The sequence below is a fragment of the Pseudobutyrivibrio sp. YE44 genome (assembly GCF_900104335.1).
Lineage (GTDB): Bacteria > Bacillota > Clostridia > Lachnospirales > Lachnospiraceae > Pseudobutyrivibrio.
Genome location: NZ_FMXT01000001.1, coordinates 368,084 through 383,793, shown reverse-complemented (window position 1 = coordinate 383,793; position 15,710 = coordinate 368,084). Strand labels below are relative to the sequence as shown.

Sequence of the window (15,710 nt, the reverse complement as noted above, 5' to 3'; positions counted from 1 at the left end):
TTATTCCAAAAACATTTTCTCCAAAACAAATTTCGAATCCTTGAAAGTGTATATACCAAGGAAGCGATTATCAGGAAGAAAGATTCTATATCTTTTTTCCTCCTCAAAACTGCTTATCCCCTCAGCAAAAACTTCCTCTGTAGAAATCTTGCCACCATTCACCGCTGTTTTGATGGCTTCCTCAGTAGGAATAACAAAGACTGTATCCAGTCCTTCAAAAACATCAGCAATACCAATCATAATGCCATCGATATTGCCATTATTTGCTATTCTTTGAATTTCATCTAAAGTCTTGGCATCAGATATGTCAAACTGACTAACTCTTGTTCTAACCAAAGACTTCATGGCGCAGCCACAACCAAGTTTTTCACCAACGTCGTGACATAATGATCTGATATATGTACCCTTGCTACAATGAATTCTAATTGATACCTCTGGCAGAGACATATCAAGAATATCAATGCTAAAGATTGTAACTGGTCGAGCTTTTCGTTCTACCTCCTTACCCTCTCTGGCAAGTTCATAAAGCTTCTTTCCATTAACCTTTAATGCTGAATACATAGGGGGAACCTGCATAATATCCCCAACAAAAGAATTAATTGCCTCTTCCACCTCAGCTTCAGTGCAAGTTACAGAATTACGAGATAATATACGACCAGACATATCGTAAGTGTCAGTTTCCACGCCAAGGAGCATGACACATTCGTAAACCTTATCTTTATCTGTAAGCATATCGCAAAGCTTGGTTGCTTTGCCTACACAAACAGGAAGGACACCAGTGGCATCAGGGTCTAAGGTACCAGTGTGCCCTATTTTTTTTATCTTTAAAATGCCTCTAAGCTTGGCCACCACATCAAAGGATGTAAAGCCCGCCTCCTTATAGACATTAATAATTCCACTTTTCATTAACTAGATTCCTAACGAGTCAAATTGAGCCTTTACTAGCTCTATTATTTCATCAATGATTGACCATGGATCCTTTGTGCTAACTGAGAAGCCAGCAGCCTTTTTATGTCCGCCGCCGTTGTACTTCTGGCAAATAACAGTAAGATCAACATCTCCTGTAGCTCTTGTGCTACCCTTAAAGTCTCCATCATCAAGCTCATACAAGAATATAGCAACCTCAACACCTGTAGTGTCTCTAAGCTGCTGAACAATACCTTCAAGATGCTTGCTTAATGCACCGTATTCAGCCATATCCTCGGCAGTAATAACAGCAGCAATAATCTTTCCATCTTCAAAGGTCTTACAATTCAAAAGTGCCTTTCCAAGCATTCTATTTTGAATCATTGTCTTTGCATAGTAAGTATCTGTGCAAATCTTTGGATAATCAATGCCAAGGCTCATTAAAAAGCCTGCAGCATCCATTGTAGCTTCTGTGGTACAAGAATACTGAAATACACCAGTATCATGAATAATTCCAGTGTATAAGCACTCTGCAATATCCTTTGTAATTTTATCCTTACCAAACTGATTATATACAAGCTCACAAGTAGAGCTATCATCAGGGATTATGTAAGAATACTCTGCGAAGCCACCATTAGTCATGTGATGATCGAAGCAACAGGTATGCTTTGCAGCTTCAAAAAAGCTGAAAGCATCTCCCAATCTGCCTCCATCACTGCAATCCAAGGCAATGTATAAATCAAATACAGTGCCTTCAGGTACAGTGTGAATATCCTCAATTTTATCTGTGTTCTTGAGGAATTTGAAGATATTTGGAATAGGATCAAGATAGACATGAACCTCTACCTGCGGATAGTATGTAGCTACATAATTGTACATAGCCATACATGAGCCAACACAGTCACCATCTGGACGAATATGACCAGAAATGGCTACCGTTTTTGAGTTAGATAATAATGTATCAAAATTTTCAATCATGTCTTTTCTCCTATCTACACCTCATCAGTCACCTACGGTGACAGCTTCTCCTCAAGGAGAAGCCTAGTCTTCTTTCTCGTGTAAAGGTGCATTCACCTCATCAATTAACTTGCTCATCTTTGCAGCGTAAGCAATAGACTGATCACTTACGAAGGTAATCTCTGGTGTGTTTCTGAGATTGATTCTGTGGGCAAGCTCACGGCGAATGAAGCCGGCAGAGCTCTTAAGACCTTCGATAGTCTTTGCTACTGCCTCATCATCACCTAACACTGAAATATAAGCCTTTGCAGTTTTAAGGTCTGGCGCAACCTCAACAGACACCACAGAGGTGACTGGTGAGATGCGTGGATCCTTAACTTCAAGACGAATAATATTACTAAGCTCTCGCATAACTTCTTCATTGATGCGAGTATTTTTAACTGAATTTTTTCTCATTATCTAGGTACCTCAACCATAATGTAGGCCTCGATGATATCCATCTCCTGAACATCATTGAAGTCTTCAATAACAAGACCACACTCGAAGTTTGACTTAACCTCCTTAACATCATCCTTGAATCTCTTAAGAGAACCAAGCTTGCCTTCGTGGATAAGCTCACCTTCACGAGTAACACGTACCATACAATCTCTCTGGAAGTAACCATCTGTTACATAAGAACCAGCGATGTTTCCAATTCCAGAAGCCTTGAAAATCTGACGAACTTCTGCATGACCGATAACCTTCTCTTCGAAGATAGGATCAAGCATACCCTTCATAGCAGACTCAACATCATTGATTGCATCGTAAATAACCTTGTAGAGACGAAGATCTACGCCTTCTCTATCAGCTGTAGCCTTAGCCTGTGGATCGATACGTACGTTAAATCCGATGATGATTGCATTTGAAGCTGATGCAAGAACAACGTCTGACTCATTGATTGTACCAACGCCACCGTGGATAGTCTTAACAACAACTTCCTCGTTTGAAAGCTTTTCAAGTGACTGCTTAACAGCCTCAACAGAACCCTGAACGTCAGCCTTAACGATGATATCAAGTTCCTTAAGGTTTCCTGATTCAATCTCACTAAAGAGTGCATCAAGAGACATCTTAGACTTAGTCTGCTCAACAAGCTTGTTCTTGTGCTCTGCAACAAAGGTATCTGCAAATGCATGAGCTTCCTTCTCTGAATCAAAGGACATAAGAACCTCACCTGCATTTGGAACCTCAGAAAGACCAAGAATCTCTACAGGAACTGAAGGACCAGCGCTCTTTACACGAGCTCCTGTGTCGTCAAGCATAGCACGAACCTTACCGTAGCAGCTACCGCAGGCAACAGGATCACCAACGTGAAGTGTACCCTTCTGAACGAGAACTGTAGCAACAGCACCACGTCCCTTATCAAGCTGAGCCTCGATAACAAGACCACGAGCCTTACGGTTTGGATTTGCTCTAAGCTCAAGAACCTCTGCTGTAAGAAGAATCATCTCAAGAAGGTTGTCGATACCCTCCTTTGTGTGAGCTGAAACTGGACAGAATACTGTGCTTCCGCCCCAATCCTCTGGGATGAGCTGATACTCAGAAAGTTCCTGCTTAACTCTATCAATATTTGCATTAGGCTTATCAATCTTGTTGATTGCAACAATGATTTCGATACCTGCAGCCTTTGCATGGTTAATAGCTTCAACTGTCTGAGGCATAACACCGTCATCAGCAGCAACTACAAGGATTGCGATATCTGTTGAGTTGGCACCACGCATACGCATAGCTGTGAAGGCCTCATGACCAGGAGTATCAAGGAATGTGATGTCCTGACCATTAATTGAAACTGTATAAGCACCGATGTGCTGTGTAATACCACCAGCCTCACGGTCTGTAACCTTTGTATCACGGATTGCATCAAGAAGTGATGTTTTACCGTGGTCAACGTGACCCATTACGCAGACAACAGGTGGGCGTGATGGGAAGTTTGTTGTATCCTCTTCCTCTTCCTTAAGAAGCTCTGCGATAACATCAACCTTTTCCTCTTCCTCACAGATACAGTTGAACTCAAGAGCAATTTCCTCTGCCTTCTCAAAGTCAACTTCCTGGTTTACTGTAACCATTGTACCCTTCATGAAAAGAGTCTTAACAACTGCTGATGCCTGAACCTTCATCTTATCAGCAAGATCCTTGATAGTGATTCTATCTGGAATTGTGATAGTAAGAACTTCGTTCATATCACGCTCTGGAGTCTTAGGTGTGTTGTTCTTTTTCTTCTTTCCACCGTTCTTTTCAAGGTTTACAAAGCGCTCCTGCTTCTTGCCGCCTAAGTTGTTATCTCTATCGTTATTCTTCTTTTTCTTGTCGTCACGACGTCCGCCCTTAGCATTAGAAGATGGAGACATATCTGGAGCTGAAGCAGCCTGTGAAGGACGATTGTTTCTTCCGTCACCTCTACCGCCTTCAGGTCTCTCACCACGATTTGGTCTGTCGCCTCTCTCTGGACGATTTCCAGCTTGCTTATCACCACGTGCTGGTCTGTCAGAACGGTTATTTCTATCCTGTCTGTTGTCTCTTCTATCGTTATTACGCTCTGGACGCTCGTTTCTATCCTGCTTCTTAGCTGGACGCTCCTGAGCCTCCTCTTTTACCTGCTTCTTAGAAACAAACTCTGTATCCTGAGACTGAGCACTAGCTCTCTGAGATGGACGAACACCATCTGCAAAAGAACGTGGTCTGATTGGGCCTCTTGGCTGTGCTGGAGCCTGAGCCTTCTTCTGACCATTGTTGTCTCTATTTTCGTTTCTTGAAGAATCAGAACCACGTCTTCTTCTGTCGTCTCTATCTCTAGTTACAACGAAAACGTTTTTCTTTTTCTTGATTGGATTGCCATCCTTGTCCACTGGACGTGGCTTCTTAACAGGATTGCCTTCCTTATCTTTCTTTTCAGCCTTAACCTCAGCCTTAGCCTCTGATTTAGCGCCAAACTTTGATCTAATTTTAGCTGCCATATCATCCTCTACACCACTCTGAGGTTTTGCCTCTATACCACTTGCCTCAAGGAAAGCGATAATGTCCTTGCTCTCCTTTGAAAGCTCTTTGGCTAACTCATGTACTTTAATTTTTGCCATCTAATATCCTCCTCACCTAACTTCACGTATCTTATCTTGAATGCTTAAGGATAAATTTTCATCGCACACTACGATTGATGCTCGATATTCTTTACCAATTGCATGACCTAAAGATTCTTTTGTTCCATACTCAACATATGAAACCTTGTAAAAATCACAGGAATTTGAAAATGATTTCTTAGTGTTAGCAGAAGCATCTGTAGCAACAATACAAAGAAAACCACTGCCGTCCTTAATAGCCTGCTCACATGCAAACTCACCACTTACCAGCTTGCCTGCCTTCATGGACATGCTAATCATATTAAGCGCTTTATCTACCATCTTCCAACTCCATAAAAAGTTTATCTATAATTTCGTTATTGACTACACCCTTAAATGCCCTGTTTAAGGATTTTTTCTTTTGAGCAAGCTCAATGCAATCCTTGTTGCGGCATATATATGCACCGCGGCTTTGTGCCTTGTAGGTTAAATCCAATTCAACCTGTCCCTGAAGCTTTACCAGCCTAAAAAGTTGATCCTTAGGAAGCATCTGACCACAGGCAATACATTTTCTAAGAGGTAATTCCTTTGATTTCATTACTCTTCCTCTGAAGCATCCTCTGACTCAGCAACTTCTTCATCGTAGTTACCTTCCTCAGCGTACTCTTCATCTTCTGTATACTCGCCGTCCTCATCATAGTACTCTTCATCATCGTAGTACTCGTCATCATCGTAATCCTCATCATAGTCAAGGAAATCACCAGCTTCCTTAGCCTGAGTCTCACTCTTGATATCGATCTTGAAGCCTGTAAGACGAGCTGCAAGACGAGCATTCTGTCCTTCCTTACCAATAGCAAGTGAAAGCTGGTAATCAGGAACAACTACACGAGCTGTCTTCTCATCAGCATCAGCGATAACTGCAACAACCTTTGCTGGTGAAAGAGCATTCTCAATGAGGTAAGCAGGGTTCTCATCCCACTCAACAATATCAATCTTCTCACCACGAAGCTCATTAACGATAGCGTTTACACGAGCACCGTTCTGTCCAACGCAAGCACCTACTGGATCAACATCCTCGTCGTTTGACCAAACAGCAATCTTTGTACGGCTACCAGCCTCACGAGAGATTGACTTAATCTCTACAATACCATCTCTAACTTCTGAAACTTCTTCCTCGAAAAGCTTCTTAACAAGCTCTGGATGAGTACGAGATACAAGAATACGTGGTCCCTTGTTAGAAGTCTTAACCTCTACGATGTAAACCTTGATACGATCCTGTGGCTTGTAGTACTCGCCCTTAACCTGCTCTGTCTCAGAAAGGAAGCCTTCAAGCTTTCCAAGATTAACATGAATGTTGTTGCCTGAGAAACGTGTAACAACACCAGTAACAACCTTGTGCTGAAGCTCGTAGTACTCTTCGTAAAGCACCTTACGCTCTTCCTCACGGATCTTCTGAGTGATTGTGTTCTTTGCTGCTGTTGCTGCAATACGTCCGAAGTCCTTAGACTTAACCTCAAGGCGAACAATGTCACCAATCTGGTGCTTTCCATTAAGGTTCTGTGCCTCAGCAAGAGAAATCTCCTCAACTGGGTCCATTACCTCATCAACAACAGTCTTTGCAAGGAATACGTGATACTCACCTGTTTCCCTGTCAATTTCAACTGAAGCATTATCAGCCTTACCATAATTGTTCTTACATGCAATAAGAAGTGAATTCTCGATTGTCTCGATTAATACTTCCATGCTAATATTTTTCTCTTTTGCAAGATCTGTAAGAGCATCCCAAAAATCATTTGTATTTGCCATATTTCCTCCTTGTATTTAGAAATCTAAAGATAATCTAATTTGTGCAACATCTGATCTATTAAAAATTTCAACGCCATCCTCAAACTCGATAGTGAATGTATCCTTATCGAAAGCCTTGAGGCAACCTGTAAATTCCTTTGCTCCATTAATTGGCTTATAAGTCTTGATGTCAACATCTGACCCAAGAGCTTTTTCAAAGTGCTTGTCCTTTTTGAGAACTCTACCAAGGCCTGGTGAGCTAACCTCAAAAATGTAACCATCATCTCCGCCTATGCTTGGATCCGCATCTAAAAGCTCATTCATCTTGCGGCTAACCTCAACACAGTCGTCGATTGTGATTCCTCCTTCTTTGTCAATGTAGGCTCTAAGATAGTAATCCTCGCCCTCTTTAACGTATTCAACGTCGTAGAGCTCAAAGCCCATTTCATCAAGAATAGGAGTAATCATTGTTTCCGTACGTTTTTCGTAATCGGTGTGTTTTGACATAAATGTCCTCCTCTATTCAGTTTTCCAACGAAGAGCCCAAACAATACAAAAGAGAGAGCTAAGTGCTCTCTCTTTCAGTCGCTCTCTTCAATAACAACTACATTATAGCAAAAAATCTGATAATTGCAAGTTTTTTGGCTATTAATGATGGAAAAGTCTAAGACCTGTGAAGCTCATAACCATACCGTATTTGTTACAAGTTTCAATAACATTATCATCTCTTACAGAGCCACCTGGCTGAGCAACATACTTAACACCCGACTTATGAGCACGCTCAATGTTGTCTCCAAATGGGAAGAATGCATCTGAACCAACTGATACATCTGTCATCTTATCAAGCCAAGCTCTCTTCTCGGCACGAGTGAACTCTGAAGGACGTGTCTTAAAGGTCTTCTCCCAAACATCATCACCAATAACATCCTCAAACTCATCACCGATGTAAAGATCGATAGCATTATCTCTGTCAGCACGCTTAATACCATCAACAAAATCAAGGTTAAGCACCTTTGGAGACTGACGAAGCCACCAGTTATCTGCCTTCTGACCTGCAAGTCTTGTACAGTGAATACGTGACTGCTGTCCAGCACCAATACCAATTGCCTGACCATCCTTAACATAGCAAACTGAATTTGACTGTGTATACTTAAGAGTAATCATTGCAATTGCAAGATCTATCTTCGCCTGTTCTGTAAGCTCTTTATTATCAGTAACAATATTAGAGAAGAAATCATCGTTAATCACCAATTCGTTACGACCCTGTTCAAAAGTAATTCCAAATACTTCTTTACGCTCAAGCTGCTTTGGAACGTAATTAGGGTCAATCTTAATAACTGCATAATTACCGTTTTTCTTAGCCTTAAGAATCTCAAGAGCCTCTGGCTCATATCCTGGAGCGATGACACCATCTGATACTTCTCTCTTAATAAGCTTTGCTGTAGCAACATCGCAAACATCTGAAAGCGAAATAAAATCGCCAAAGGAAGACATTCTGTCAGCGCCACGAGCTCTAGCGTAAGCATTTGCAAGTGGAGTGAACTCCATGTCAAGGTCATCACACCAGTAAATCTTTCTTTCTACCTCAGAAAGTGGAAGCCCAACAGCTGCTCCGGCTGGTGATACATGCTTGAAAGATGTTGCAGCTGCAAGACCAGTAGCCTTCTTAAGCTCTGAGACAAGCTGCCAACCATTAAAGGCATCTAAGAAATTTATGTAACCTGGCTTACCAGATAAAACCTCGATTGGAAGTTCGCCTTCCTCCATGTAAATTCTCGAAGGCTTCTGATTTGGATTACATCCATATTTTAACTCTAACTCTTTCATTATCCTCTCCATTCCGCTTGTTACACTAACAATCCTTATGATTTCTCCGCTCAGCTAGCACGCTTCGCTAAAGAAATATAAGAGATTGTTAGCTACAAGCTAATTTATTTTCTAATATTCTTGTTTACGATACGGGTTTCTTTAGCACCAGTTGCGATATCGATGTAACGTACGAAAAGAGAAACCTTATTATCTGCATTAAGGTTTGACCAAATCATATCGGTAAACTCATCGATATTTCCTGAAATTTCAATTGGTGTAGGCTCTCCCTCGTATGAAGGAAGTGGATTTCCATCGCCCATATAAGTGTGAATAAAACGACCAGAACCGGCCTTAGGATTAGAATAATCAAAGGTGTATCTGTTACAAGAATCTGAATCACCCATGTTAGATTTAAGAATAGACATTACATATGAAAACTCACCGTTTTCAATGTGCATGAGACCTGAAATACGAGGTGTGAAATTAGGGCCATCTGGCTCAAACTCACGGCGACGAAGGGTCTGCTCGAAGGTCTCTCCTGCCTTCATGTAATCGTAAATAGTGTCAGTCTGATCACCATTTGTAACGATAGTGTCATTTCCAAGAACTCTTACCGGTGCATAAATGATAAGACTTGGGTCAGTAAGCTTTGATGGGTCAAAGGCTTCAGTGCGAATTCCCTCTCCATCCTCAACGAATACTCTGTTACGTGAATTTTCAGAACGTCCCATAATAAAATAGGCAGCGACAGCCTTGGTACCATCTGATGATTTACCAATGACAATGCCTCTGCCCGGATAACTGGTTTCTGATAATTCTCTTGCTAAAGATTTTACTACCATGGGTTCCTCCTTGTAATGCAATTTCCGCTCAAAATTATAACCGAAGAAACCCATCAAGTCTACAATTAATTTAAACTAAGTATAATGATTTTCAATTTATGTTGTCTCGTCGAATTTTCTAACAATATCATCTGATGAAAGTGAAAATCCGCCAGAACTTGTATATGATTTGCTTCCTGTAAGCTTAGATAAATCTGTGCTTGCATAAGAATTTGCCATGCTGGCTTTTGTAGCAATTTGATAAGCAAAGCTACCTGTGCCGTTAAACAAATCCTTTACATAGGTTATGTTAGCTTTATTTTTAAGGAAGTCCTCGTCAACATTTAAATGATTTTTAGAGTCAATGGTAATTCCAGCCTTTCCAAGAGTTGTAGCAGTCTTGGAAGAAATGGTAACCATTGCAGCCACCTGACTAAGAAGGCCTGTTGACTCTGCTTTCTGACCACTATCAACAAGACTATTATATGCCTTAGCGAAATTATCTACTGCCTTATAAATAGCATCCTTATCATAGTCTTTTGTAACTTTTCCATCTTCATCTTCAGTCTCTACCTGGTCCCAGAGCTTTGAGCCTTTGCTAAGAAGCTTATCTGCTGCCTGACTAAGACTAGATGAATCACCTCTAATTTCACCTAGAGTACCCTTGTCATCTTTAACCTTACTCTTTGTACCCTCAGTCTTTAAATTGCCCTCAGAATCGTACTTGGCATAATAAGACTTTACAAGCTTAGCGTAGGTTCCACTTTTAATCTGTGAAAGACTTGTAAGGGAGCTCTCCAAACCACCAAACACAGAATTTGTGCTGGTGTTATTAGAAAACAATGAATAGATAGAATTATTATTAAAAGAATTAAGCGTCAAAGACATAAACATCACTCCTTTGAAGATAGTACCTGAACATCCGTGTTCCTAGTCTGTCTCATACTTATACCTATTAGTATAATACACCAAAGTTGTGATAAATCTGTTAAATATAACAAAATAGAACAGCTTCCAAGTTTTACATGCTCCCGCAGGCCACCTTCCATACTCAAGCTAGGCAACTTTCCGCTTCGCGGCTCCCTCCTAGCTTGGCATGGAGCCTTCCTGCTCGCGCTTGCCAAGTCTTCAAAGCTGTTCTTATTTCAATAATTATATATACTTATTTGATTATATTCTAACGGGTACGCCTTCGTCGCGGAGGTAACGCTTCAGGTCGAGGATTTCCAGTTCCTTGTAGTGGAATAAGGACGCGGCAAGGGCTGCGTCAGCGCCGCCTACTGTGAGAGCTTCCTTGAAGTGTTCCATAGTTCCTGCACCACCAGAGGCAATGACAGGAATATTAACAGCTGAAGAAACAGCCTTTGTAAGCTCCAAATCGAAGCCAGCCTTTGTGCCGTCGCAATCCATAGAAGTAAGTAGGATTTCACCAGCACCAAGCTTTTCTACCTTCATAGCCCATTCTACAGCATCAATGCCACAATCTAACCTGCCGCCGTGCTTGTAAATATTAAAACCGCCATCTTCGCGACGCTTTGCATCAATGGCAACAACCACACACTGACTACCAAACTTATCAGCTGCTTCAGCCACAAGATTAGGATTATCTATTGCAGCACTATTAACAGAAATCTTGTCAGCTCCTTCTCTAAGCAAAGCCTTAAAATCCTCTACAGTACGAATACCTCCACCAACTGTAAAGGGAATAAAAACCTGCTCTGCAACTCTTCTAACCATATCTACAACAGTGTTTCTGTGATCAGAAGATGCAGTAATATCCAAAAATACCACCTCATCAGCGCCAGCTTTATCATAAGCAGCTGCTATTTCAACTGGATCACCAGCATCCTTTAAATCAACGAAATTAACACCTTTAACTACACGGCCGTCTTTTACATCTAGGCATGGGATAATTCTTTTAGTAAACATATAACACCTCATCCGCCCCTTCGGGGCACCTTCCCCTCAAGGGGAAGGCTTATTTTAATTTTGCAAAGTTTTCAAGTATCTTAAGTCCAACAGTAGAGCTTTTTTCTGGGTGGAACTGACATGCAAAGATGTTGTTCTTCTCTACTGAAGCATGAATATGACAACCATATTCTGTGGTAGCCTTTACAATTTCCTGCTCCTTAGCCTTCAAATAATAGGAATGAACGAAATATACAAAAGAGCCTTCATCAATTCCTTTAAAAAGACGTCCCTTATTAGGATAATCCAAAGAATTCCAACCAATATGTGGCACCTTGATTCCTGGAGCATCAGGAATACGAACTACATCTCCCTCTAAAAGATGTAACCCCTCAACGCCTGGCGACTCCTCACTAGAATCAAATAAAAGCTGGAGACCTAGGCAAATACCTAAAAATGGTCTGTCGCTCTTTACATAATCCTTAATTGCCTTATCCAGTTCAAATTTCTTAAGATGGTTCATTGCATCAGCAAAAGAGCCGACCCCTGGTAATACCACTCGGTCAGCTCTTTCAATCACACTAAAATCCCTGGTGAGGACAGTTTCCTCACCAAGGATTGCAAATGCTTTTTCTACACTTTTAATATTTCCTGCATCGTAATCAAGTATTGCTATCATGTGTCCGGTAACCCTAAGCCTCTCAGCACCTTTCTAAGTTCTATCGTGTAGTAATGTCTGTTTGGTTGCTTATAGATGGCCATAGCCTCGTCAACAGATAATCCAAAGGATTCCTGTAGCTCACTAATAATCTGATTGCCGTACGCATCATATTGATCAGAAATACCATATTCTACAGCATCGTCTTTATATTTTTCGTATCGGCCAATTCCCTTTAACAGAGAATCTAATGCATAATTATACATTTTTGCATTAATAAAGGCCACATACTCATCTTGACATTGCTGCAAGTCAGCAAGGGTTCTAGCTTGATTTCTAAGTAACTCTAATTTCTCGTCGTTTCTAAAATCGTAGCCATTAATCTTTTCGTAAGCTGCTATATAGTTGCCTTCATCGAAAAGTGTCCTTGCCTGTTCCATATGGCGTTGCAAGCCCGTGAACTGCATTCCAACCATTACCACACCAATTATTGATATAGATAATACCAAAAATGTTGCAATAATGGAAATAGGAATTTTAGGAGAATTGTCAGGTTCCTTAGGTTTCTTTTCCTTTTTCGGCTTAGGTTCCTTCTTTGGCTTTTCTTTCTTAGCCTTCTCCTTCTCCTTTTTAGCTGCTTCTTTCTCTTTTTTTGCAGCCTCCTTAGCAGCTTTCTTTTCTTCCTTTTCTCGTTTTTTCTTTTCTTTTGGATCCTCAGGAATACCGCCCTCAGGAATTATAGGATTACCTTCCTCATCATAAGTAATCTCAACAGCTGGTGCATTTTTAGCTGCCTCAGCCGCCTCCATTTCAGCAATTTCATCTTCGTCAGGAGCGCCAAAGATAAGTAAGGCAAGCTTTTGTAAGAATGGATTAGGCTTCTTTTCTCCCTTTTCCTTCTTTTTCTTTTCTTTCTTCTTTTTCTCTTTCTTTCCCTTTTTATCTGAAGGTTCCTCTTCCTCGGATGGAGCCTCTGCAGACTCATCTATGTCCCCAGCTTCTGGAGCCCCCTCTTCATCACCATTAAGAAGAGATTGAATATCTAATAAATCCTCGTCACCTTCTAAAATGTTTTCTAAGTCTAAATCACCTTCACCTGATAAATCTGGCTCATCACCATCACCGTACTCTGCCTCGTCTAAAGCATCCATGTCATCAGGCATAAACTCCTTCATTGATTCATCCAGAGGCTCTTCTTCTACAGAGTCATCGGTAGCATCATCAAGAGAGAATCCAAAATCAGCCTCGTCCTCTTCAGCAGCCTCACTATCTTCAGAATCATCTTCCTGAACAAATTGAGATAAATCTATATCGTCATCATCTGGAAGCTTTAAATCTTCTCCCAAATCATCTTCATCGTTATTTAATGTGGCAGCAGAATCATCAACAGGCTCTTCAACTGCCATGTCAATGCCCTCTAAAGGTTCAAGGTCATCTAGGGATTCCGATTCTAGCGCTATTGGTTCCTCTTCCTCAGGTACAACAGGAGCTTCCTCAGGTACCTCCTCTTCTTCAAGTTCCTTGGTGGCATCTGAAACAACATTATCAATGTCGTTTATTAATTTATCCACCACATCCTCACTGCCCATGGTTTCACCTGTGGTTTCAAAAAGATGCTCCTCATCATCTATCTCCTGCTCAAAAGCAGAAAGGAAAGTATCTACATCATCGTTATCAAGTTCTTCCTCAAATTTGCGCAAAAAATCCTCCTCAGAAAGAACTTTCCTGAGGTAAGGATGTGAGCTTTTTGCTTTTGTTTGTTGAAGATCCGTTCCAGTAATGCCTGTTGCAGTAAAGAAATCCTCATCCGGGCTTACAGCCCTTCTATTTTCCACGAATTCCTGCTGTTTCTTTTCTGCATTCTCAAGAACAGCTTCAGCATCAGTCTTAGCCCTGCTTATTGAATTGAGTAGTCCATCCAAGTAGTCCTCCGACTGAGACATTCCTAAATCCTCCCTATTCAAAAAAGGGGCATGCTTGGCATACCCCTACGATTTTAAATTTTTAATTTCCCTTACGAGCATCCTCGTACTTGGCAACCAACTCATCAACTACGCTGATAAGCTTACCAATTTCAGGCTTTGTAAGCTGTGCATCTGCACCTAAGCTCTCGCCTTTTCTTCTAATCTCATCATTAATCAGAGATGAGAAGATAATTAATGGGATATTCTTCATGGTGTCATTTTCTTTTACAAGCTTGCAAAGTCGGTGACCATCCATGAGAGGCATCTCAATATCAGTAATAATCAAGTGAACATCGTTAAGAACTGTTCCGTTCTTATGAAGCTCAACAAGCTTATCCCAACCCTCTTGACCATTCATATTGATAAGAAGATTTGTATAACCTGCCTTCTTCAAGCACTCAACAATAAGCTTTGAAAGAAGTGGTGAATCCTCGCAAAGAAGAATTGGTGATTTACTTCTATCACGAGTCTCATAATCATCCATTTCTGAAACCTTAAGACCAGTTTCTGGATTAATATCTGTAACAATCTTCTCGAAGTCGAGAATAACTACAAGTCTGTCTTCAAGTTTGATAACACCTGTAGATACACCAGATTCGTCGGAACTAATAGTAGCATCTGGTTTAATAATATCTTCCCAAGAAACACGGTGAATACCAAGTACCTCGTCTACATGGAAAGCTGTATTCAAGCTGTTGAAGTTTGTGATGATAAACAATCCATCATTGTTTGCTTCATCTGTAATATTCAAGCATTTTCTAAGAGAAATGACAGAAATCATAATATCTCTTGGCATGAAAATACCTTCGATACAAGGATGTGCATTAGGAAGTGGTGTAACCGGTTGATACAACAAAATTTCCCTTATCTTGGCAACATTGATTCCATAGAAATTCTTGCCAACCTTGAATTCAAGTACCTCAAGTTCGTTAGTGCCCGATTCCAATAAAATATTAGTATCCATGCAAATCTCCTCTCATTTAAATCCCAAAAAGATTTATATGCTTGTTTCTCTAGAACTGCCGTCGCTTGTAACAAACAACTCCAAAGAAGAAATATTATCAACCGCTGAATTACTAAATAAAAACACTAAAACAAAAGATTTTGATTCTCCCGCCTTCAAACTTCCCTTAAAGCTTCCTAAATCATTAGTAAGAGGCGTAAACTGGCTTTTTGATTTTTCTCCACCGTTTAAAGAAAGTGAATACTCTCTCTTTGGTAAACTTGAGAAATCTACCGTGGTCTCTGACTCATTGGTAGCTGTTATATTAAGAACCACATATTTCTTTCCACTAACCTTGGAAAGAATATAACTTGAGGTAGGTTTGTATTCGGAAGTTACATTAAATTCAGAGCATACAAAGGATACCCCATCTATTCCAACAGCCTCTGTAAATGAATAACCAGAATCACCTGTAGTCTGGGTTCCTTCCCCTGTTTCAGCTCCAGATTCTTCTTGATTTTCATCCTCAGACTTAACTATTGGTTCGCCTGTTTCCGGGTCAATTTCCGGTTCCGTTCCTTCTGAGTTTTCTTCCCCCTCTATCTCTTCTTCCTCTTCAGGCTCATATTCCATATCTAATTCGCCCTTTTTCACCCTAGCGTTAGCAATTCCAATAATCTGATTTTTATTGAATTTTGCCACTGCCTTAGCTGAATAAAGAGAAATGATAGCTTCTTCTTCGCTGGTGAGCTCAGTCATAGGTTCGCCACAACCAGTTGCTAATAGAGAAAAACACAACACAGAAGTTAAGAATATAATTCTGTTAGTTTTCATGCCTTCTCCTAAAAAATATACTAATCATTAATGGTA

General features: G+C 40.6%; 16 protein-coding genes. All 16 read right to left on the bottom strand.

Annotated features, from left to right (window positions below; genetic code table 11):
• Positions 1-906 (bottom strand): tRNA pseudouridine(55) synthase TruB, encoded by a 906-nt coding sequence (truB, locus tag BLR54_RS01710; protein WP_090416495.1) that lies wholly within the window; start codon positions 904-906, stop codon positions 1-3.
• 3 nt (positions 907-909) lie between these two features.
• Positions 910-1,884 carry a DHH family phosphoesterase gene (locus tag BLR54_RS01705; protein WP_090416494.1) on the bottom strand — a complete coding sequence of 325 codons (975 nt, stop codon included), beginning with the start codon at positions 1,882-1,884 and terminating at the stop codon, positions 910-912.
• 63 nt (positions 1,885-1,947) lie between these two features.
• Positions 1,948-2,319 (bottom strand): 30S ribosome-binding factor RbfA, encoded by a 372-nt coding sequence (gene rbfA, locus BLR54_RS01700; RefSeq protein ID WP_090416493.1) that lies wholly within the window; start codon positions 2,317-2,319, stop codon positions 1,948-1,950.
• On the bottom strand, positions 2,319-4,973 hold the full coding sequence (gene infB / locus BLR54_RS01695) for a translation initiation factor IF-2 (RefSeq protein WP_090416492.1): 2,655 nt from the start codon (positions 4,971-4,973) through the stop codon (positions 2,319-2,321). Before infB ends, rbfA begins: the two co-directional genes overlap by 1 nt.
• A 12-nt stretch (positions 4,974-4,985) precedes the next feature.
• The gene (locus tag BLR54_RS01690; protein WP_242871180.1) at positions 4,986-5,294 is read right to left on the bottom strand and encodes a L7Ae/L30e/S12e/Gadd45 family ribosomal protein; all 309 of its coding nucleotides are present in this window, start codon (positions 5,292-5,294) and stop codon (positions 4,986-4,988) included.
• Positions 5,284-5,550 (bottom strand): RNase P modulator RnpM, encoded by a 267-nt coding sequence (gene rnpM / locus BLR54_RS01685; protein ID WP_090416491.1) that lies wholly within the window; start codon positions 5,548-5,550, stop codon positions 5,284-5,286. Before rnpM ends, BLR54_RS01690 begins: the two co-directional genes overlap by 11 nt.
• The gene (gene nusA / locus BLR54_RS01680; RefSeq protein ID WP_090416490.1) at positions 5,550-6,758 is read right to left on the bottom strand and encodes a transcription termination factor NusA; all 1,209 of its coding nucleotides are present in this window, start codon (positions 6,756-6,758) and stop codon (positions 5,550-5,552) included. The genes rnpM and nusA overlap by 1 nt, the downstream gene beginning before the upstream one ends.
• A 15-nt stretch (positions 6,759-6,773) precedes the next feature.
• Positions 6,774-7,244, bottom strand: a complete 471-nt coding sequence (rimP, locus tag BLR54_RS01675) for a ribosome maturation factor RimP (protein WP_090416489.1) — start codon at positions 7,242-7,244, stop codon at positions 6,774-6,776.
• 141 nt (positions 7,245-7,385) lie between these two features.
• Positions 7,386-8,564: a phosphoribosylaminoimidazolecarboxamide formyltransferase gene (locus BLR54_RS01670; protein WP_090416488.1), complete on the bottom strand. Its 1,179-nt coding sequence runs from the start codon at positions 8,562-8,564 to the stop codon at positions 7,386-7,388.
• Positions 8,565-8,668: 104 nt separating this feature from the next.
• Complete coding sequence (locus BLR54_RS01665; protein WP_090416487.1) at positions 8,669-9,388, bottom strand: IMP cyclohydrolase; 720 nt, start codon at positions 9,386-9,388, stop codon at positions 8,669-8,671.
• Between the two features lie 96 nt (positions 9,389-9,484).
• Positions 9,485-10,255 (bottom strand): hypothetical protein, encoded by a 771-nt coding sequence (locus BLR54_RS01660; protein WP_090416486.1) that lies wholly within the window; start codon positions 10,253-10,255, stop codon positions 9,485-9,487.
• Between the two features lie 282 nt (positions 10,256-10,537).
• Entirely contained in the window at positions 10,538-11,296 is a 759-nt protein-coding gene (gene hisF, locus BLR54_RS01655; RefSeq protein ID WP_090416485.1) for an imidazole glycerol phosphate synthase subunit HisF, read from the bottom strand.
• A 49-nt stretch (positions 11,297-11,345) separates the two neighbouring features.
• Complete coding sequence (hisH, locus tag BLR54_RS01650) at positions 11,346-11,954, bottom strand: imidazole glycerol phosphate synthase subunit HisH (protein WP_090416484.1); 609 nt, start codon at positions 11,952-11,954, stop codon at positions 11,346-11,348.
• Positions 11,951-13,876: a hypothetical protein gene (locus tag BLR54_RS01645; RefSeq protein WP_090416483.1), complete on the bottom strand. Its 1,926-nt coding sequence runs from the start codon at positions 13,874-13,876 to the stop codon at positions 11,951-11,953. The genes hisH and BLR54_RS01645 overlap by 4 nt, the downstream gene beginning before the upstream one ends.
• A gap of 61 nt (positions 13,877-13,937) precedes the next feature.
• On the bottom strand, positions 13,938-14,861 hold the full coding sequence (locus tag BLR54_RS01640) for a chemotaxis protein (protein ID WP_090416482.1): 924 nt from the start codon (positions 14,859-14,861) through the stop codon (positions 13,938-13,940).
• Positions 14,862-14,894: 33 nt separating this feature from the next.
• Entirely contained in the window at positions 14,895-15,674 is a 780-nt protein-coding gene (locus BLR54_RS01635) for a hypothetical protein (protein ID WP_090416481.1), read from the bottom strand.
• Positions 15,675-15,710: the final 36 nt, after the last annotated feature.

What these genes read in the sequence shown, in the direction of transcription:
- truB (WP_090416495.1), bottom strand. Translation starts at nt 906, where the DNA reads ATGAAAAGTGGAATTATTAATGTCTATAAGGAGGCGGGCTTTACATCC.
- BLR54_RS01705 (WP_090416494.1), bottom strand. Translation starts at nt 1,884, where the DNA reads ATGATTGAAAATTTTGATACATTATTATCTAACTCAAAAACGGTAGCC.
- rbfA (WP_090416493.1), bottom strand. Translation starts at nt 2,319, where the DNA reads ATGAGAAAAAATTCAGTTAAAAATACTCGCATCAATGAAGAAGTTATG.
- infB (WP_090416492.1), bottom strand. Translation starts at nt 4,973, where the DNA reads ATGGCAAAAATTAAAGTACATGAGTTAGCCAAAGAGCTTTCAAAGGAG.
- BLR54_RS01690 (WP_242871180.1), bottom strand. Translation starts at nt 5,294, where the DNA reads ATGGTAGATAAAGCGCTTAATATGATTAGCATGTCCATGAAGGCAGGC.
- rnpM (WP_090416491.1), bottom strand. Translation starts at nt 5,550, where the DNA reads ATGAAATCAAAGGAATTACCTCTTAGAAAATGTATTGCCTGTGGTCAG.
- nusA (WP_090416490.1), bottom strand. Translation starts at nt 6,758, where the DNA reads ATGGCAAATACAAATGATTTTTGGGATGCTCTTACAGATCTTGCAAAA.
- rimP (WP_090416489.1), bottom strand. Translation starts at nt 7,244, where the DNA reads ATGTCAAAACACACCGATTACGAAAAACGTACGGAAACAATGATTACT.
- BLR54_RS01670 (WP_090416488.1), bottom strand. Translation starts at nt 8,564, where the DNA reads ATGAAAGAGTTAGAGTTAAAATATGGATGTAATCCAAATCAGAAGCCT.
- BLR54_RS01665 (WP_090416487.1), bottom strand. Translation starts at nt 9,388, where the DNA reads ATGGTAGTAAAATCTTTAGCAAGAGAATTATCAGAAACCAGTTATCCG.
- BLR54_RS01660 (WP_090416486.1), bottom strand. Translation starts at nt 10,255, where the DNA reads ATGTCTTTGACGCTTAATTCTTTTAATAATAATTCTATCTATTCATTG.
- hisF (WP_090416485.1), bottom strand. Translation starts at nt 11,296, where the DNA reads ATGTTTACTAAAAGAATTATCCCATGCCTAGATGTAAAAGACGGCCGT.
- hisH (WP_090416484.1), bottom strand. Translation starts at nt 11,954, where the DNA reads ATGATAGCAATACTTGATTACGATGCAGGAAATATTAAAAGTGTAGAA.
- BLR54_RS01645 (WP_090416483.1), bottom strand. Translation starts at nt 13,876, where the DNA reads ATGTCTCAGTCGGAGGACTACTTGGATGGACTACTCAATTCAATAAGC.
- BLR54_RS01640 (WP_090416482.1), bottom strand. Translation starts at nt 14,861, where the DNA reads ATGGATACTAATATTTTATTGGAATCGGGCACTAACGAACTTGAGGTA.
- BLR54_RS01635 (WP_090416481.1), bottom strand. Translation starts at nt 15,674, where the DNA reads ATGAAAACTAACAGAATTATATTCTTAACTTCTGTGTTGTGTTTTTCT.